General features: G+C 70.5%; 14 protein-coding genes and 2 pseudogenes. 9 read left to right on the top strand and 7 right to left on the bottom strand.

Annotation, left to right across the window (positions count from 1 at the left end; genetic code table 11):
* Positions 1-482: 482 nt before the first annotated feature.
* Genes ACWDZ4_RS34420 through ACWDZ4_RS34410 form a run of 3 tightly spaced genes read right to left on the bottom strand, consistent with a single transcriptional unit; the run spans position 483 to position 3,272 of the window.
* Entirely contained in the window at positions 483-1,949 is a 1,467-nt protein-coding gene (locus ACWDZ4_RS34420; RefSeq protein WP_451512326.1) for a tetratricopeptide repeat protein, read from the bottom strand.
* Between the two features lie 6 nt (positions 1,950-1,955).
* Positions 1,956-2,429 (bottom strand): hypothetical protein, encoded by a 474-nt coding sequence (locus tag ACWDZ4_RS34415; RefSeq protein ID WP_451512325.1) that lies wholly within the window; start codon positions 2,427-2,429, stop codon positions 1,956-1,958.
* A gap of 6 nt (positions 2,430-2,435) precedes the next feature.
* Positions 2,436-3,272, bottom strand: a complete 837-nt coding sequence (locus ACWDZ4_RS34410; protein WP_451512324.1) for a glycoside hydrolase family 16 protein — start codon at positions 3,270-3,272, stop codon at positions 2,436-2,438.
* 346 nt (positions 3,273-3,618) lie between these two features.
* Here ACWDZ4_RS34410 and ACWDZ4_RS34405 point away from each other — a divergent pair, with 346 nt between their 5' ends.
* Positions 3,619-7,545 carry an nSTAND1 domain-containing NTPase gene (locus ACWDZ4_RS34405; RefSeq protein WP_451512323.1) on the top strand — a complete coding sequence of 1,309 codons (3,927 nt, stop codon included), beginning with the start codon at positions 3,619-3,621 and terminating at the stop codon, positions 7,543-7,545.
* Positions 7,546-7,583: 38 nt separating this feature from the next.
* Here the strand turns inward: ACWDZ4_RS34405 and ACWDZ4_RS34400 are convergent, their stop codons facing one another.
* Positions 7,584-8,486, bottom strand: coding sequence for a hypothetical protein (locus ACWDZ4_RS34400; RefSeq protein WP_451512322.1), 903 nt, complete (start codon positions 8,484-8,486; stop codon positions 7,584-7,586).
* A gap of 723 nt (positions 8,487-9,209) precedes the next feature.
* Between ACWDZ4_RS34400 and ACWDZ4_RS34395 the strand changes: the two genes are divergently transcribed.
* The 6 genes and pseudogenes from ACWDZ4_RS34395 to ACWDZ4_RS34370 all read left to right on the top strand — a co-directional run bounded on the left by ACWDZ4_RS34395 (position 9,210) and on the right by ACWDZ4_RS34370 (position 11,677).
* A complete protein-coding gene (locus tag ACWDZ4_RS34395) occupies positions 9,210-9,416 on the top strand; it encodes a hypothetical protein (protein WP_451512321.1) in 207 nt (68 codons plus the stop codon).
* Between the two features lie 9 nt (positions 9,417-9,425).
* Positions 9,426-9,665, top strand: coding sequence for a hypothetical protein (locus ACWDZ4_RS34390; RefSeq protein ID WP_451512320.1), 240 nt, complete (start codon positions 9,426-9,428; stop codon positions 9,663-9,665).
* A 274-nt stretch (positions 9,666-9,939) separates the two neighbouring features.
* Complete coding sequence (locus ACWDZ4_RS34385) at positions 9,940-10,341, top strand: hypothetical protein (RefSeq protein WP_451512319.1); 402 nt, start codon at positions 9,940-9,942, stop codon at positions 10,339-10,341.
* A 490-nt stretch (positions 10,342-10,831) separates the two neighbouring features.
* Positions 10,832-11,278 carry a transposase gene (locus ACWDZ4_RS34380; protein WP_451512318.1) on the top strand — a complete coding sequence of 149 codons (447 nt, stop codon included), beginning with the start codon at positions 10,832-10,834 and terminating at the stop codon, positions 11,276-11,278.
* Positions 11,224-11,403 (top strand): annotated as a pseudogene (locus ACWDZ4_RS34375) (transposase); the annotation flags it as partial. The gene ACWDZ4_RS34380 and the pseudogene ACWDZ4_RS34375, both read left to right, overlap by 55 nt.
* Entirely contained in the window at positions 11,336-11,677 is a 342-nt protein-coding gene (locus tag ACWDZ4_RS34370) for a transposase (protein ID WP_451512328.1), read from the top strand. The pseudogene ACWDZ4_RS34375 and the gene ACWDZ4_RS34370, both read left to right, overlap by 68 nt.
* A gap of 67 nt (positions 11,678-11,744) precedes the next feature.
* On the opposite strand, the gene ACWDZ4_RS34365 is transcribed toward ACWDZ4_RS34370, so the two are convergent.
* Positions 11,745-12,617: a hypothetical protein gene (locus ACWDZ4_RS34365; protein WP_451512317.1), complete on the bottom strand. Its 873-nt coding sequence runs from the start codon at positions 12,615-12,617 to the stop codon at positions 11,745-11,747.
* A 344-nt stretch (positions 12,618-12,961) separates the two neighbouring features.
* Entirely contained in the window at positions 12,962-13,945 is a 984-nt protein-coding gene (locus ACWDZ4_RS34360) for a DinB family protein (RefSeq protein WP_451512316.1), read from the bottom strand.
* A 62-nt stretch (positions 13,946-14,007) separates the two neighbouring features.
* On the opposite strand from ACWDZ4_RS34360, the gene ACWDZ4_RS34355 reads away from it, so the two are divergent.
* Positions 14,008-15,006: a helix-turn-helix transcriptional regulator gene (locus ACWDZ4_RS34355; RefSeq protein ID WP_451512327.1), complete on the top strand. Its 999-nt coding sequence runs from the start codon at positions 14,008-14,010 to the stop codon at positions 15,004-15,006.
* A 285-nt stretch (positions 15,007-15,291) separates the two neighbouring features.
* Positions 15,292-15,489 carry a cold shock domain-containing protein gene (locus ACWDZ4_RS34350; protein ID WP_451512315.1) on the top strand — a complete coding sequence of 66 codons (198 nt, stop codon included), beginning with the start codon at positions 15,292-15,294 and terminating at the stop codon, positions 15,487-15,489.
* Here ACWDZ4_RS34350 and ACWDZ4_RS34345 read toward each other — a convergent pair.
* Positions 15,458-16,000: pseudogene (locus tag ACWDZ4_RS34345) on the bottom strand (hypothetical protein); the annotation flags it as partial. The gene ACWDZ4_RS34350 and the pseudogene ACWDZ4_RS34345 overlap by 32 nt on opposite strands.
* Between the last annotated feature and the right edge of the window lie 90 nt (positions 16,001-16,090).

Below are 16,090 nucleotides of genomic sequence, written 5' to 3'. Positions count from 1 at the left end.
GCGCTCTCCGATCGCCTACGAGGCCGGCTTCCAAACCACAGCAACTACCCTGACCCAAGCCGCATAGACGTGTTCAAAATCCGGGGTCAAGGCCCATGCCCGGGCTACACCTCAATCTCCGTCGCTGATCACCAACCAGAGTGATCAAGCCGGCGCTCGCCAACTACGGATCAGATCCGTCAGCTACCAAGCAACGTCACAGATGCGACAAGTCGAGATAGATGACACCCGCTCCGCGCGCTGACTTCGTCTGCCCCTGTGTGTTGGTCGCGGTGGTTGACACCAAATGGGCGAAGGTTACGAACGAGCAACGGTTCCCAACCAACAGGCTGGTAGTGCCGTGCTGCAGGTAGTCGTGGGTGCGCCGCTCAGGCATGCCCGGCAGCGTCGGTTGGACCGGCCCGGCCGCAAACACTTCCTCGCGCTGCGCGAGTATGCCCTCGACCTGGAGGCCGGAACCGTAGCCGGGGCTCAGGCCCCGGTCACCGTTCGACGACCGGCCGGAAGGCGTCCTGCACATCGGACTTGGCGGTGGAGACGAACTCGTCGCCACCCGGCCCGTAGTCGTACGTGCCGTAGTACTCGTAGTGCAGGACGCTCGGGCAGCTTCCGCCGCTGATCTGCACCTCGCGCGGGTCCACGCGCTTTCCGGTGCGCAGCTCGTAGACCTTCAGCGGGATCTTGACCTTGCGGAAGGTCACCTCGTGGGGGAAGTGCTCGGACAGGTCGTTCTCGTAGTAGCACGTCTCGACGGCGGCTCCGTTCTTCGCCGTGTCCGCACAGACCACGAGTGCGGCCTTGGCCGGGTCGCCGGTGCGCCAACTACCGGGGAGCTTGCCGGTGTACTCGGTGTCGCCGAGGAACAGCGCGCGGTTGGACCCCTTGCGGTACGGCGGGGCGCCGCTGTACTTGGCGGGCGTGTCACAGTAACCGGACTTCGCGTCGAACGTGTTGTCGACCAGGCGGCGTACCTTGTCCAGTTCGATGGCGCGGGTGGCCTTCTCCACACCCCTGCGTGCCTCGGCCGCGCGTGCGTCGTCCGGGTACGTGTCGAGGAGGCGCTGGTAGCGCGCCCGCGCCTGCTGCCAATCGTCCTCGTCCATCAGGTCGTCGCCGCATCCCACCAGCGCGGCGGGTTCCACCCGGGCCCCGGTGTCGGCGGACCGGTCCAGTACGTCGCGGGTGCGCCCGCGGTCGCGGAGCCAGTGGGTGATGTCGGCGGTGTCGCAGGAGTCCTGGGTCGGCAGGCCGTCGAGGAAGGCGCGCAGGGCCGTCTCGACGGTCTTCTCGTTGCCGGGCTTGCGCAGGACGCGGGCGAGGATGCCGAAGCCCCGCTCCAGGTCCTCGATGTTCCCGTTGTTCCCATTCCGTCCGGCGTCGGCCAGCGTGGACTCTGCCTGTTCCAGCCGGTGGCACGCCTCCACCACCGCGTCGCCGGGTTCGACCACCGGTGCGCCCGCCAGGCGGTGGCCGAACCACACCTCGTCCTGTGCGGCCACGGCCTTCTCGCAGTCGCCGCCCTCGCGGGCCTCGTCGACGCGGTTCTCGATCCCGTACGCGTCGACGCGCAGCAGCGCGGCGGTCAGCAGCACCGCGACCGCGGCGACGAGCGCGCCCGCGCGCTGCCCGCGCCGCACGACGTGCTCCGCGCGCCCGCGTGCCAGGAACCAGCCGTGGGCGGTGCCGGCCGCCCACCACAGGAGCAGCAGAATCTCGCACCAGGTCGCGGCGGCCGAGGCGGTGAGGTTGAGGAGCATGACCGTGCCGAGCGCGGCGAGCGCGGCCAGCCGCCATTGGCCCAGCAGCAGGTAGCCGATGCCGAGCAGCGAGGCGTTGCCCAGCGCCGCCGCCACCGGGTCGAACGGGGCCGGGGCGCCGGGCGGCTCGGGAGGTTCCGGCGGCCCGTCGAACGGCCGGTTCGGGTCGTGTGCGTACGTCGGGTAGTCCATGGGTGATCACCCCCGAGGTGAAATGGGCGCCGGGCTGCGTACGGAGAACCAGCGACGGCCGGTCTCGCCGAGCACCACCCACAGGGCCACCCCGTCGATGCCGGAGATCACGAGCACCGCGAGGCTGGGCGCCCCGGCGGCCAGCGAGCCGAGGAAACCGAGGAGCGTCGAGAACGCCACGAAGACCAGCCACACGGCGAACACCGCACGGACCCAAAGGCGGCGCTTGCGAGCCAGCACGACGCAGATGACCTGGAGCGCCGCCAGCCCCCAGCAGAACAGCGCCACGAACCAGGCCATGCCCATCGGCATGAGCAGGTCCTGCCCGTGCTCCTGCTTGCTGAAGTTCTCCTGGAGGATCGCCCAACCGCCGAAGGCCGTGCCCAGCGCGTGCACGGTGACGATCACGAGAACGAGGACGAGAGTCCCGGGCATGCGCGCCGTCTCGGGCGGACCGGGCGAATACGGAGAGCTCTGCATCGCGGATCACCTCACGCTTTCGTTGTCCGGCAGGTCGTAGACCCGGGCCCAGTCCACTTCGTAGACGGCGCTCTGCAGACCGTCCCCGTGGAAGTTGTCGAGCTGGATGGTCTGGTGCATGGACGGGGCGCACTGGATGCAGTCGCGGTCCGCGTTCGCGCCGCCGGCGAAGCGGAACCACTCCTCACCGTCGATGAAGCCGCGCAGGTGGTCCGGGGTCCACTCGACGGCGATGCTGTGCCAATGCGACAGGTCCACGCCGCACTTCCGCGCGAACTCCTGCTGCACGGGGACGCCCTCCGGATGCGGGTAGTGCAGGAACGCCTCGGCGCACTGCTCGCCCGGGGCGTCGTTCTCCAGGTAGTCGTACTCGCCGTCCTGAGGGTGCTCTCCCGAGTCCGGCCACAGGATCAGCAGCGGGTGGTACTGCCGCCCGTTGTCGGGGGCGGTGGCCCGGGAGCGCACGCGCGCCTCCCACCGGCCGTACTGTCGGCCGTACGGCGAGGCGAGCCAGCCGGTGTCGCCGTTGGCCTCGCCGCTCATGCGCAGTACGTCGCCGACGACCCGGGTGTTGACGTCGCAGCGGCGGCCGTTGCCGCTGTGGCCGGGCCAGCACTTGCCGGGGCCGCCGCCCGCCAGGCGCCACTTGTCGCGGTCCGGTACGGCGGGGTCGGCCTCGGAGCCGTAGTCGAACTCGTCCGACCCCGCCGGCAGCGGGTCGCCCCAGCCGTACCGCTCGGCGGCAGTCGCCGGCCCGGTGGGGGCGGCGTTCACCGTGGTCACCGCGAGTGCCGCCGCGCCGAACCCCACGGCCAGGCGCCGGACGCGAAGTCGTCCGTACATGACTCTCCTTCAGCCTGTCGCGCGTCTGTGAAAGGGAGCGGCCCGAGCCCTCCCCTTTCACCGGGCTCGGGCCGCGCCATGGCCCGTCCCGGCCATGTCCCTCGGGTCATTCGACCGCCGTACGCCGTTGTTCCGCAGGCCCTCTTCCGGCTCTGAACAACTCGGAGGCGCGAACCGAACGAACCGGTCGGGAGGAATCGTGCAGATCGAGTGAACGCCCCTACCACGCCTGCCCGCACGTCGGAAGTCCGGTTGCGGCCACCCCCGCCACTGCCTACCTTGGGCGATCGAACGGGCGCGCTGGGTGATGGCCTGGTGGCGGTTTGGGTGACGAGGGGGCGGACACGTGTCGGGACAACCAGGACCGGGGCGCACCGAGGGTGAGCTGGACCCGGACGCCGGACCGGCGCCGCGGTTCGCCGCCGCGCTGCGCGCGCTGCGCGAGTCTGCGGGGAAGCCTACGTACCGGGCGATGGCTCAGCGGACGCGATACGGGGTGACCACCTTGTCGCAGGCGGCAGCCGGGAAGCAGCTGCCCACCCGCGCGGTGGCGCTCGCCTACGTGAAGGCGTGTGGTGGTGACGTGATCGAGTGGGAGCGGCGCTGGCACGAGGCGTCGGCCAAGCTGACCGCCGAGGTTGTCGCCGCCGGGACCTCCCGGCCGCCGTACCGCGGCCTGACCCGGTTCGAACCGGGCGACGCCGAACTGTTTTTCGGCCGCTACCAGCTCGTGGAGCGGCTGACCGAGCTGAACCGCAAGCACCGCTTCACCGCCGTCTTCGGCCCCTCCGGCAGCGGCAAGTCCTCGCTGTTGCGCGCTGGCCTGATTCCCCGGCTGCGTGCTCCGTGCGGCGGCGGGGGAGGCGGGGGCCGTGACGCCGCTCCCGCGGCCGTACGGATTTTCACACCCGGCGCGGACCCGCTGCGCACGCATGCCGACCGGCTCGTACCCGTACCTGGCACCGACGCCGACACCTGGTTGATCGTCGACCAGTTTGAGGAGCTGTACACCCTCGGCGCCGACCCGGCCGACAGGGACGCTTTCATCGGCCACCTCGTCGCCGCCACCGACGCCGGCAGTCGTCTGCGCGTCGTCATCGCGGTGCGGGCCGACTTCCTCGGCCGCTGCGCCGAACACCCGGGCCTCACCACCGCGTTGCAGGACGCCACGCTGCTCGCCGGACCGATGAGCCGCGCGGAGCTGCGGGAGGCCATTGTCCGCCCGGCCGCCGCGGACGGCCTGATCGTCGAACGCTCCCTGACCGACCGCCTCCTGGACGAGGTCGAGGGAGCTCCGGGCGGACTGCCGATGATGTCGCACGTCCTGCTGGAGACCTGGCGCCACCGCAGAGGCCGCGTCCTGACCGAGGCCGGGTACGAGGCGGCCGGCGGGCTGCACGGCGCCGTCGTCCGTACGGCCGAGCAGCTGTACGGCGAACTCACCGCGTCTCAGGCCGAACTGGCCCGCCGCATCCTGCTCCGCCTCGTGACCCCCGGACGGGGGTCCCCCCTGCTCGAACAGAGTGGAGAGCTTGGGGGAGGCACACCCGACACGCGTCGCCCCACCGAGCACGCGGAGCTCGACTTCGGAAGCCCTGCCGACACCCGAGCGGTACTGGAGCGCCTGGTCCGCGCCCGCCTCATCACCTTCGACAACGGCACCGTCGACCTCGCCCACGAAGCCCTCATCACCGCCTGGCCCCGCCTGCGCGCATGGATAGATACCGAACGCGACCGGCTGCGGGTCCACCGCTCGCTCTCCGAGGCGGCCCGTACCTGGCAGGTACTCGGTCGGGAGAACGCCGCGCTCTACGCGGGCTCGCGGCTGGACGCCGCCCGCGACGCCTTCCCGCAGGGCGCCGCCCAGTGGCCCGGCATCGCACAGAAAGATCCCGAGGGCTACCAAAGCGATGCGCTCACCTCGCTGGAGCGTCAGTTCCTCACCGCCTCGCTCCGGCGCCGGCGCCGCGCCGCGCGACTGCGCCGTACGGTCGTGGCCGTCCTCGCCGTGCTCGTGCTGCTCGCCACCGGCACCGCCGTCGTAGCCCTCCAGGCACGCGCCACCGCGCAGGCCGAACGGGACGACGCCGTCTTCGGCCGTCTCACCGCCGAGGCCGATGGTGTCCGCGACACCCACGCGGGGCTGGCTGCCCGGCTCGACGTCGCCGCGCACCGCATGCGCTCCACACCGGATCTGCGGACCCGGTTGGCCTCGGACGCGGGCCGGGCGTTGGCCACCCGGTTGTCAGGGCACCGCGGCCTGGGCAGATCCGTGGTGTACGCGCCCGACGGCCGCACCCTCGCCAGCGGCAGCCACGACGGCACGGTCCGGCTGTGGGACACCGCCGCGCGACCGGGGCCGGCGGACGGGCCCGAGGACATGGGGAGGCCGCTGGGCGAACCGCTGCGCTTCCGTACGGGACTGGTTGATGTGGTCGCCTTCGCGCCGACGGACGGCGACCTGCTGGTGGCCGCCGGGAAAGGCGGCGCCATCCAGCTGTGGGACGTACGCGACCGGGAGCGGCCCCGCGCCGTCGGCCGGCCGTTAGTGAGCCACGATGAGAAGAACGTCGTCTCCGTCGCGTTCGCCCCCGACGGCCGGGCACTGGCCACCGCCGGCGACGACGGGACCGTACGGCTGTGGGACCTGAGCGACCCGGCACGCCCCGCGCCGCTCGGCGAGCCCGCCGAGGCCGACGGCTCCGAGACAGGCAGCGTCCGCGCCGTCGCGTTCGCCCCGGGCGGGGACACCCTGGCCACGGCCGGCTTCGATGGGACCGTACGGATGTGGCGGTTCGGTGAGGACGACGGGATCGCGCCACTCGGCAAGCCGCTGCGCGCACACACCGCCTCCGCCTGGGCGCTGGCCTTCTCCCCGGACGGCCGGGCGCTGGCCACGGCCGGCTTCGACGAGACCGTACGGCTGTGGGACGCGTCCGACCCGAGCCGCCTCCAGCCGCTGGGCGCACCGCTCACCGAGCACACCGCGCCCGTCATGTCGGTGGCCTTCAGTTCCGACGGCCGTACCCTGGCGACCGCGGGCCAGGACGACTCCCCGATCCTGTGGAACGTGGCCAATCCCGCATACCCGCAGCAGCTCGGGGAGCCGCTGACCGGCCACACGGAGGCCGTGTGGGGGGTGGCCTTCAGCCGTGACGGCCGGACCCTCGCCAGCACCGGCGCCGACCGCAGCGTCCGCCTCTGGCACCGGCCGCCGACCGTCCTCACCGACTTCACCAACCCCCTGACCGCCGTCGCCTACAGCCCCGACGGCCGCCTGCTCGCCGCCGCCAGTACCGACGACGCGCTGATCCGCCTGTGGGACGTGGACGAGCCAGGCCGCCCGCGCCGGATGCCGCGGACGCTCACCGGTCACGAGGACGATGTGCTGGCCGTCGCGTTCGCCCCGGACGGCCGTACGGTGGCCAGCGGCTCGAAGGACGGCACCGTACGGCTGTGGGACGTCTCCGTGCCCGAACGTCCCGCCCCGCTCGGCGAACCGCACGACGCGCCCGACGGCGGCGCCCTCGCCGTCGCGTTCGCCCCGGACGGCCGCACGCTGGCCACTGGTGGACGCGACGGCACGGCGCGGCTGTGGGATGTACGCCGGCCGGACCGCGTACGGCCGCTCGGCGAACCGCTGCGCGGCCACGGGAACGCCGTCACCTCCGTGGCCTTCGCACGGGACGGCCGCACTCTGGCCACCGGCAGCGAGGACGGTGCGGCGCGGCTGTGGCACGTGGGCGACGGGGCGAGGGCACGGCCCGCAGGCCATGCCCTCGCCGGGCACGACCGGACGGTCAACGCGGTGGCCTTCGCCCCGGACGGGAAGACGCTGGCGACCGGCAGCGGTGACCGTACGGTGCGGCTGTGGGACGTACGACGGACGGACCGCGCACGTCCGGTGGGAGAGGAACTGGCCGGGCACCGCGGGCCGGTCCTGTCCGTGGCCTTCGCCCCGGACGGGAAGACGCTGGCGACCGGCAGCGGCGACAGCACGGTCCGCCTGTGGGACGTGGCCGATCCGGCCCGTGCCGAGCCCGTCGGCCGGGAACTCACCGGCCACCTCGAAACCGTTACCTCCGTCGCGTTCAGCCCGAAGGGCGACGCCCTCGCTTCCGGCAGCTACGACCTGACGGCCCGGGTGTGGACCCTGGACGCGGACCGCGCGGCGGACTACGTCTGCGACCGCACCGGCGGCGTCCTCACCCGCGCCGAATGGGAGGAGCACCTACCGCAACTCGGTTACCGGGAGGTGTGCGAGGCGCGCTGACGGCGGACGGACGGACGGGCGACCGGCCGGGACGGCGCTCAGGGAGTGGTGAACTCCAGCACAGCACCGTCCTCGTGCTGCGCGATGACGATCACGGCGAGGTCGTCACCGAACTCGGCCACGCTGCCCGGGCTGCCGAGCTGTATTACGGTGCTCGGCGTCTGGAAGGTGACGGATTCGTTCGCTGCGGCGACGTGCACGGTCAGCCCGTTCGCCGTGACGCTCACCGGCGAGGTCACCAGGACCTCGCACGCGCCGTCCGCGCAGGCGCCGGTGTTCTTGCCGTCTGCCGCCTTCGGCAGCGGACCGGAGGAGCCGGGCGCGGGCGAGGCCGTCTCCTTGGGGGGCTTCCAGCCCGGGGCACACCGCTCCGCGCGCTTGTGTGCGGCCGCGAGCTGGGAATCGTTCTTCGTCAGCGCCGACAGGTCCGGCTTCGGCGGGGTGAGGGACTGCACGAGCTTGTCGACGTCCGCGGCACTGCCCTCGGCGTCGTCGAAGGCCGCGGACGGGGACACCTTGCCGAGTTCGTGCGCGACATCCTTCAACTTCTTCAGCCAGGCGTCGAGCAGCCGGTCGGTGGTGGAAACGCCTGACGGGCCCAGGTCCTTCAGGTCGCGCTCCACATCCTCCACCGACAGCGGTGTCCGGGAGATGTAGCCGACGGCGAGGGGTTCGGCGGACGAGCCGATCTCGTCCGGGTTCCGGATCTCCTTCAAGACCGCCGCGCTCTTCGCCCGGAGGTTCTTGAGCGCGGTCGTCGACTCGCACATGTCACCGATCCACTCCACCAGTTTCTTGGACGGCGGCGGTGCTGGCGTCGGCTCGACCGCCCTCTCGTCCGACGGGCCGGACTTCTCGTCCGCTCCGGCCCCGCAGCCGCCGACGGCCAGTACCAGCCCGGCGGTCACCACGGCGACGCTCCTTCTCTTGCTCTTGAACATCCAATGGCCTCTCTCCGAACTATGACACCGTCTGCACGGGCCGGATGCCGGCGCCGTGGGCCCAGTTCAGCGCGGCACGGATTGTTCGGCCACCCGGCCCACAGCAGTGAACAACACCCGGTGGCTGAAAAGAGCACTCAGCAGAACCAGGCGGCCTCCGAGGTGGGCGCACTCGAACGCGGAGGCGGCCTGCCGACGAGCACGGTGTGGCGACCCCGCAGCAAGCGCGGCGAACTCCAGCTTTCATGCTTCCCCAGCCGCCGTTCCTCATCCGCGTTCACCCGTGCCTCGCGCCTTGCCTCCAACCACACGATCTCCTCCTTCTTTTCTTGCGGCCGAGCGCGACCGGCCACACACGCTCGTAGCGTTCATCGGCGAGCCCAAGGGCCGCTTCGGCGGTGTCGACCTCACCGACCGCGACTGCAAGACCGCCCCCTCCACGTACTACGCGGCGAGGAACTGCGCGGCCGCCCCCTCGGCCCGAGACAGTGGTGAACGCTGTGCAGTCAGCCGACGCAGCCGCTCAAGGGGGCCCTGTGAAGTACGCGCGCCAGGAGACGATCCGGCCGGTGACCACGACAGGGCGACGGGTGGCGGCGGTAACGGCCGCTCTCGCTGCGGCCAGTGCTCTGGGGCTGGCGACCGCGCCACCGGCGAGCGCCGAGGTCAAGTCCACGTGCGGCACCTACATCTGCGTGGCCACCGCCTACCAGGGGCGCGACTATGTCCAGGACATCACGGTCACGACCCGGGACGGCCTCCCGGGGGCGCTGCGCCTTCGTGGGCGACTACCGGGCGAGCAAGGCGGGCGTGTCGCGGTGGCGGTTCGTCGTCAACCGGGAGATCAGGGCGTACCCGCGGTTGGCGGTCTGCGGAGGGCTGGACCGCAGCGGCAGGGTCATCGAGAACCACTGTGTACTGATCCCCTGACGTCGGGAGGTGAGCTCAACGGGCCGTCAGCAAAGCCTGCCGTTCTGGGTGTTCGCCACCGCTTCGTGCACCGGCTCCAAGATCACCCAGGGAACGGGGTCCGCGACGGGTGTGGCGCAGCAGCGCGCCTGTGGCCCGGCGCGCCCGCTCGCCGACGTCGACCAGTCGGCGTTCGTGGTCCGGCTCGCCACCACCGAAGCCGTCGGCGCCCTCGCCGCGTTCCTCGTGGCCTGTCGCAACAAAGGCTGAGCGCAGAACCGCGCGAGACAGGACGGGGCGGAGCCGTGTGATGTCGTCTACCGCCCTGGGCGTCTGCCGGGCGCTTGCCAGCACCGCCCCGTCTCCGGCGCAGCCGCGAGTTGTTCAGGGGACGGAGCAGGTTACTGAACAACCAGGCAGGTGCTGGAATCGGTGCAGCGGAGCGCCGGCCGGCCAGCTCGGATCCGAGCACACAGGGCGCCTGGGCTCCGGCGGCGCAGGAACTCTCCGCCGTACCGTTTCCGACCGACCGAAGGGTGATGACGTGAACCGTATCCACCGACTGACAGCCGCCACCCTGGCGACCACCGCCGGTAAGCGCCGACGGGCCGCAACGACTACCGTGGCGCTGACCATGGCGGGCACGCTCGGGTTCGGCGCAATGACGCCGGTGGCGTCTGCCGCCAACGGGCCCTGTTATGACGGGCGGTGCAAGACCACCGTGTCGGCGCCCAAGACCATCAAGGTCGACAGCCGCAAGTTCGGGTTCGGGAAATTGAAAATCACGAGCATCAGCTCCCGATCCGTGAAGATGTCGGCCGCCGACGGGCGCCTCAGCGGCAGCACCAGCCCGGGCGGTACCGTCAAGTTCAATAACCTGAAGATCTGGGTGAAGTCGGTCTCCGGCAACAAGGCCAAGCTTCAACTGTTCCCTACGCGGTACTGAGCCTGTCGTTGAACCCCGGCGCGTTTGTCTCGCGCCGGGGTTCGCCGTTCCCTGGATGGCAGGCATGGCAGGCATGGCAGGCTGGTCGGTTCGTCGTGGAGCACCGCCAGCACGCTCTTGCGGCGCTGGCCCGAGGACCGCCACCCACCGTCCGGGCCCTTGCCCGCCGACTGCTCGTCGATGAGGGGAGCGCCCCCTTGAGGCCTTCGGACCCCAACACGTTGACGCCCCCCAAGCAGGCTGTGGACGGCCTCTGGACGGGAAGGCGGCCGGCAGGAGCAGATGTTGGAAGGGCTCGTAGGAGAACTGGCCGGCGTACGACTGAACGAAGCCGAGCAACTGCAGCCGGGCCTGGTGCAGGCGGTCCTGGCCGACGCCCACCGCAGCTCGGCAGCGAGCGCACGAAGGGCAGGACTAGAGGACGTCTGAAAAGCCTGCCAGCGGGCGAATTTCCTGGTAGCGGGGCTGTGACGTACTTTTGCGGGCTGGGGTGTGCGGGCTGCGTACCCGTCACTCGACGGATCTTTCTGATGCGGAGTGGGAGATTCTGTTTCCACTGGTTCCGGCGGTCAAGTCTGGTGGGCGACCAGCGAAGCACTCGCGGCGGGAGATCCTCAACGCGCTGGCGTACTGGTTGCGGGCCGGCTGCGCCTGGAGACTCCTGCCGCATGATTTACCGCCGTGGCAGACGGTTTGCCACTACTGGCGGCGCTGGCAGAAGGATGGCGTGTGGGAGCGGATGCTGACGTCACTGCGTGAACGCGAGCGGGTGCAGCTCGGCCGTGACCCCACTCCCAGTGCCGCCATGGTGGACAGCCGGAGTGTTCGGGCCAGTGAGCGCGGTGGCCTGCACGGTTACGACGGCGGCAAGAAGGTCAGCGCATCAAGCGTCACCTGCTCGTCGATACCCGCGGCACCGTCCTGGTCACCTGCGTGAGCCCGGCCAGCGTCGGAGACCGCGATGGTGCTGTGGTGCTGTTCTCCCGCGCTGCCAATGCCTTTCCGCGTCTGCGGCACGTGTGGGCGGACCAGGGCTACCGCGGCGCCGACTTCCACGCGTGGGCACGGGAAGCCACAGGTATCACTGTGGAGGTCGTGCAGCGCCGCGACGGAGGATTCCGCTCGACCTGGGCCCGGGCGGGGGCACCGCCACCGGCCGTGCCCCCCGTTCGCAGTGGTCCCCCGGCGTTGGGTGGTAGAGCGGACGTTTGCCTGGCTGGGGCGATGCCGTCGCCTGTCGAAGGACTACGAATACCTGCGCGTCTGCTCAGAGAATGCCATCTACCTCTCCATGGCCATGCTCCTCGTGCGCCGCCTCGCAAGACCAGCCCGCTGACAGGCTTTTCAGACGCCCTCCAGGACGCGGGCAAGCCCAGGCGAACGGCGCCTTTCGGACGGATGGGTCAGAACGGCAGGTTGGGAACGAGACAGAGCACCGAGCCTGCCAGGGGGACGAGACCCACCGCGGTGAGCAGCAGAGTGCGCAGGAAGAAGGCGGCCGTGAGGCGGCGGCTCGCGCGAGTAGGTCGTTCGGGGTCGTACACGAGATCAACCCGACCGGTGGTCGCCTTCCCCGAGAAGTCCCAGATGGATACGGTTGACGGAACGTCCCGCATCAGCTGCCCCTCGACGGTGGTGAAGTTCAGCTTGGAGAAGATCCAGAGGTGGGCTCCCTTGGACCAGATGCGCACGTAGCCGTTGGCCTGGCCGACCACGCCGATACCGCGGCGGCGCAGCAGCCACAGGGAGCGCACTCGGCGGGCCATCCGCCACAGCGCGATTCCCCCGATCAGACCGAGGACGCCCGCGACGCTCAGCGAGAAGGCGGCCAATCCGTCCTTCAGCGGGCTCGCCCATCCCAGCAAGGACAACAGCAGCGTGTACCCCGCCAGGAGCAAGCCGACCCGCACCGCCCTCCTGCCGCCGGATCCCAGCGCGTACGACCGCGGAGCCCGCGTGCGCAGCTGTATCAGCGCATGGCCGTCCGCTGCCGGCGTCGTAGTGGCCAGGGCAACCGTCAGCTGTCCCAAGAAGGCCTCTGCGGAACGGGCGTTGCCGCCGGGCAGCTCCACGACACGGCCCAGGCTATGCCGGGCGTAGCCGGGGTCTCCGCTGATGGCGACACGGACGGTGTTACCGGTGACCACCTCCGCCGAGGTGATCGCGCGGATGGGCAGCGTCCACGTCCTGCGCCCGTGTACGACCAGCAACCGCTGGCCGTCGAAGCGGGCCGTTGTGCCACCGCCGGTCAGTACCGTTTCTGGCACGTTGGTCATGGATCTCCGATTCGGCATGGACGGATGCTACGGGCTCAGCGCCCGGGCGCCCCAGTGATCGGATCCCTTGATCAGCAGCTCCGCACCGCTCAACGAGGCCGCGGGGCGAGGCCGTCAGCCCACAGTCCTCCGCGCTCGTCGAGGGCGGAGGCGACTGCTGGCCCGGGAAGACGGTGGCGGCCTGTACGGCTCAGCATCGCCGCCCCGTACAGACCGCTGCTCACCCGCACGGAGAGCTGCTCTGAACGCACCTCAGGGCTGGGCACCCCCTTGTCCGCCGTCCTTGCCACGGCGTTGTCATCGGCCACGCGGCGGGTTACGCCTGTGCAGTCCCGATCCGCGGGTCAGGCGTAATCGGGAATGATCGCTACCGCGTCGATTTCCACGAGTGCGCCCGGGCGAGCATGTCCTGCGGTGGAAACGACCGTGATGGCTGTGCGGTGATTGCCCCACACTGATCGCGACGCCGCGTACCCCACCTGTGCGTCGACTCCATCGACGAGGTAGATGTTGAGTTTGGCGACATGCTCGGGACCAGTACTCGCGGCAGCCAGCACAGCCAGCACGTTTCGCATGGCCTGGATGGTCTGCGCCTCGATACCGTCGAGCAGGTTTCCGGTGCTGTCCGTGCCGAGCTGGCCACCGACATGGAGCGTCCGGGCAGTGGGTGTGATCACACCCTGCGTGAAGGCGGGGTTGCGGTGGAGTTCTTCGGGGTCGATGTGGGTCGTCTTCGCGGTCACGAGTCCCTCCCTGGAGGTGCCAGGTTTCGCGTGCAGGTGAAGGTCGCGCAGCAGGCAGACCTCGGACAGGTGGTGGATCAGCTCGCGGTGGATGTGCAGCACCAGGCCGGCCATGGGCATTTCGGGGAAGGGCTCCTTCGCCCCGGCCGGGGCCCGCAGCCCGGCCTCACCGAGGTCACGCACCCCGGCCAGCCAGATGTTGAGCTGGGCCTCGAGCTGGCCGAGTGCGGTGGCCGCGCTGCCGGCGTACTCCCATGTCTCGTAGGACGCCGCCGGTGCGCCGAAGTGCGCCGCATTGCGCGCGGCGAGCACGCCGACGATCACGTGGCCGAGCCGCCAGGCGATCGTGGTGAAGGCCGCGGGGACCGGCTGGGGGGAGGCGTAGTCCATTGTGAAGTCCCCGGCACCGAGCTGCACAGGCGCCGTCGAGCCGCCGCGCGGCCTCACACTCCAGGCGTCCGGCACCGGCGACCAGAAGTACTCGTCGTCAGTGAGGCCCTCGAGCCGGGCTCGCAGCTGGTGGTTCCAGTGGAACTCCAACTGATCGCGCAGCGACCGGTTCACATCGAGTTCGTTTACGTCCATGAAGGCACCCTGACACCTCTGGCGGACAGGATCGGTCCGCTATCCCTGGCAGGGTGGCCGACATGGATACGGCAAGTGGTGACGAGCGGGGAACGACGGAGCGGGTGCTCGCGCTGCTCGGGCTGTTGCAGCAGCGCCAGGTCTGGACCGGCCCCGAACTCGCCGGCCGGCTCCGGGTCACACCGCGCACGGTACGTCGTGATGTGGAGCGGCTGCGTGCCCTCGGCTATCCGGTGCATGCCGGCCAAGGCGTCGGCGGCGGCTACCGGCTCGGCCCGGGGAAGGACCTGCCGCCGCTGCTTCTCGACGACCAGGAGGCCATCGCCACCGCCCTCTCGCTGCTGGTCGGCGCGCGCGGCGCAGTCGCCGGTTCCGGCGACGCCGCGCTGCGGGCGTTGACCAAGCTCGACCAGGTGCTGCCCACGCGGCTGCGCCACGAGGTGCGTGCACTCTCCGGCTCGGTGGAGTCCTTCGACGCAGGCCGCACGCCGGTCGACGCCGAGGTGCTCATGACGCTTGCCAGAGCCTGCCGCGACGAAGTCGAGGCAGGCTTCGACTACCCGTCCGGGAGCGGGGTGCTACGGCGGCGGGTCGAGCCCTACCGGCTGGTCGCCTCCGACCGGCGCTGGTACCTCTTCGCCTACGATCTCGACCGCGAGGACTGGCGCAGTTTCCGCGTCGACCGGATCGCCGAGGTGTCCGCGCGAACCTGGCGATTCCATCCGCGCACGGCGCCTGACGCGGTGACGTACGTGCAAGAGGGCGTGGCGAGCCGGGTCTACCCGCACCAGGCGCGCTTCCTCGTGCACGCATCGGCCGACACGGTGCGCGCGCAGATTCCGACGTCGGCGGCTGTCGTGCGGCGGCGGGGGAACGAGTCCTGCGAGGTGCTCAGTGGCGCCGCCAGTCTCGACGCCGTGCTTCTGCACGTACTCCTGCTGGGGCACGGCTTTGAAGTACTCGACCCTCCGGAGCTCGGAAGACGCTGCCGCGCGCTGGCGCAGAGACTGCTGTCGGCCGGTGCGACGGTCTCACCGGTGCCGGACATGGAGGAGTCATGAGCCGCGACCACACCGGCGTCGACTGAGCGCCACCGCTGCCTCTGTGCCGAGCACGCCGGCCCGGTCCTCGGCTCCGCCGTGCGCCGGGCCGGCGACGCTACGGCGCAAACTGCGGATCTATCGCGCCACACAGCGCCTGACCGATGCTTTGGCCGCTGAGCTGCTCCCGACATTTACGGGCCAGACCCCTTCGGCTCAGCAACGTTCGGCCCGCCAGCGGGGATGATCATCTCATCGGGCGTCCTGCACGCCCTGCGTAGGAGTACATGAGTCGAAGGAGTGGATATGGCGGAGCGGCAGTCCGGCACGGTGAAGTGGTTCAACGATGCGAAGGGGTTCGGCTTCATCACTCCGCAAGGGGCTGTAAAACGTTCGGGAGTTACACCGAACGTTTTACAGCCCCACCACTTTGGGAGGCACGGGAGTCTGGCGCTGTTCGATTGCCAAACGGTTAGAAGAGGTCGGCCGAGGTGCCCTGTGTGAGGTTCTCAAGGATCGTTCGCAGCCACGGGCTGCGAACGGCTGGTAGCCGGACCAAGGTGTGCTGGAACGTTCCCCGGTCGGCTCTGAACGAGTAGTTGGGGAGCGGTGGGAGCGGGTCGTCGCGGAGTACGTCCTTGGGTATGCGGCCTGACGCGGGAACCGGCAGGTATGGCTGGGGAGAGACCAGCCACAGCCACACCCCCAGCGGCAGGGGCACGGGGTATGCCGACGCCGTCGGGCCGACGGAGGTCCAGGTCTGACCTGTCTGGGGGTGGACGGGTACGAGGAGGATGTCGACGCCCGCGTCCGGGGAGGGCTGTCCGGGTCCAGCCGGGACGGCGCGCCGCTTCGGGGGGCCTGCTGGCAGCAGGGTGTCAAGCGCGCGTTGGAACATGTCCGCGGTCAGACCGCCTGGGACCTTAACCGGCTGCCCTTGGGAGGCAACCAGCAGGTGGGCGAGCGCCTGGCCGGCTGCCGCTTCCCACTGCGGGTTCCACGACCAGTAGTGAGCCTTTTCCAACCTCAGGTTGAGGCGTGGTGAAGGGCGAGGACAGCCTTCAGGATGTCGGTGATGCGGTTGGTGCTGCAGCGGATTTTCCGC

It is taken from the genome of Streptomyces sp. NPDC003016 (assembly GCF_053591455.1).
The sequence above is the reverse complement of the archived record's forward strand: the minus strand, read 5'-3'. Positions and strand labels throughout refer to the sequence as shown.

Excerpts from the sequence above, each read along its gene's own strand:
- ACWDZ4_RS34420 (WP_451512326.1), bottom strand. The coding sequence starts at position 1,949 with ATGGACTACCCGACGTACGCACACGACCCGAACCGGCCGTTCGACGGG.
- ACWDZ4_RS34415 (WP_451512325.1), bottom strand. The coding sequence starts at position 2,429 with ATGCAGAGCTCTCCGTATTCGCCCGGTCCGCCCGAGACGGCGCGCATG.
- ACWDZ4_RS34410 (WP_451512324.1), bottom strand. The coding sequence starts at position 3,272 with ATGTACGGACGACTTCGCGTCCGGCGCCTGGCCGTGGGGTTCGGCGCG.
- ACWDZ4_RS34400 (WP_451512322.1), bottom strand. The coding sequence starts at position 8,486 with ATGTTCAAGAGCAAGAGAAGGAGCGTCGCCGTGGTGACCGCCGGGCTG.
- ACWDZ4_RS34395 (WP_451512321.1), top strand. The coding sequence starts at position 9,210 with ATGTCCAGGACATCACGGTCACGACCCGGGACGGCCTCCCGGGGGCGC.
- ACWDZ4_RS34370 (WP_451512328.1), top strand. The coding sequence starts at position 11,336 with ATGCCTTTCCGCGTCTGCGGCACGTGTGGGCGGACCAGGGCTACCGCG.
- ACWDZ4_RS34365 (WP_451512317.1), bottom strand. The coding sequence starts at position 12,617 with ATGACCAACGTGCCAGAAACGGTACTGACCGGCGGTGGCACAACGGCC.
- ACWDZ4_RS34360 (WP_451512316.1), bottom strand. The coding sequence starts at position 13,945 with ATGGACGTAAACGAACTCGATGTGAACCGGTCGCTGCGCGATCAGTTG.
- ACWDZ4_RS34355 (WP_451512327.1), top strand. The coding sequence starts at position 14,008 with ATGGATACGGCAAGTGGTGACGAGCGGGGAACGACGGAGCGGGTGCTC.
- ACWDZ4_RS34350 (WP_451512315.1), top strand. The coding sequence starts at position 15,292 with ATGGCGGAGCGGCAGTCCGGCACGGTGAAGTGGTTCAACGATGCGAAG.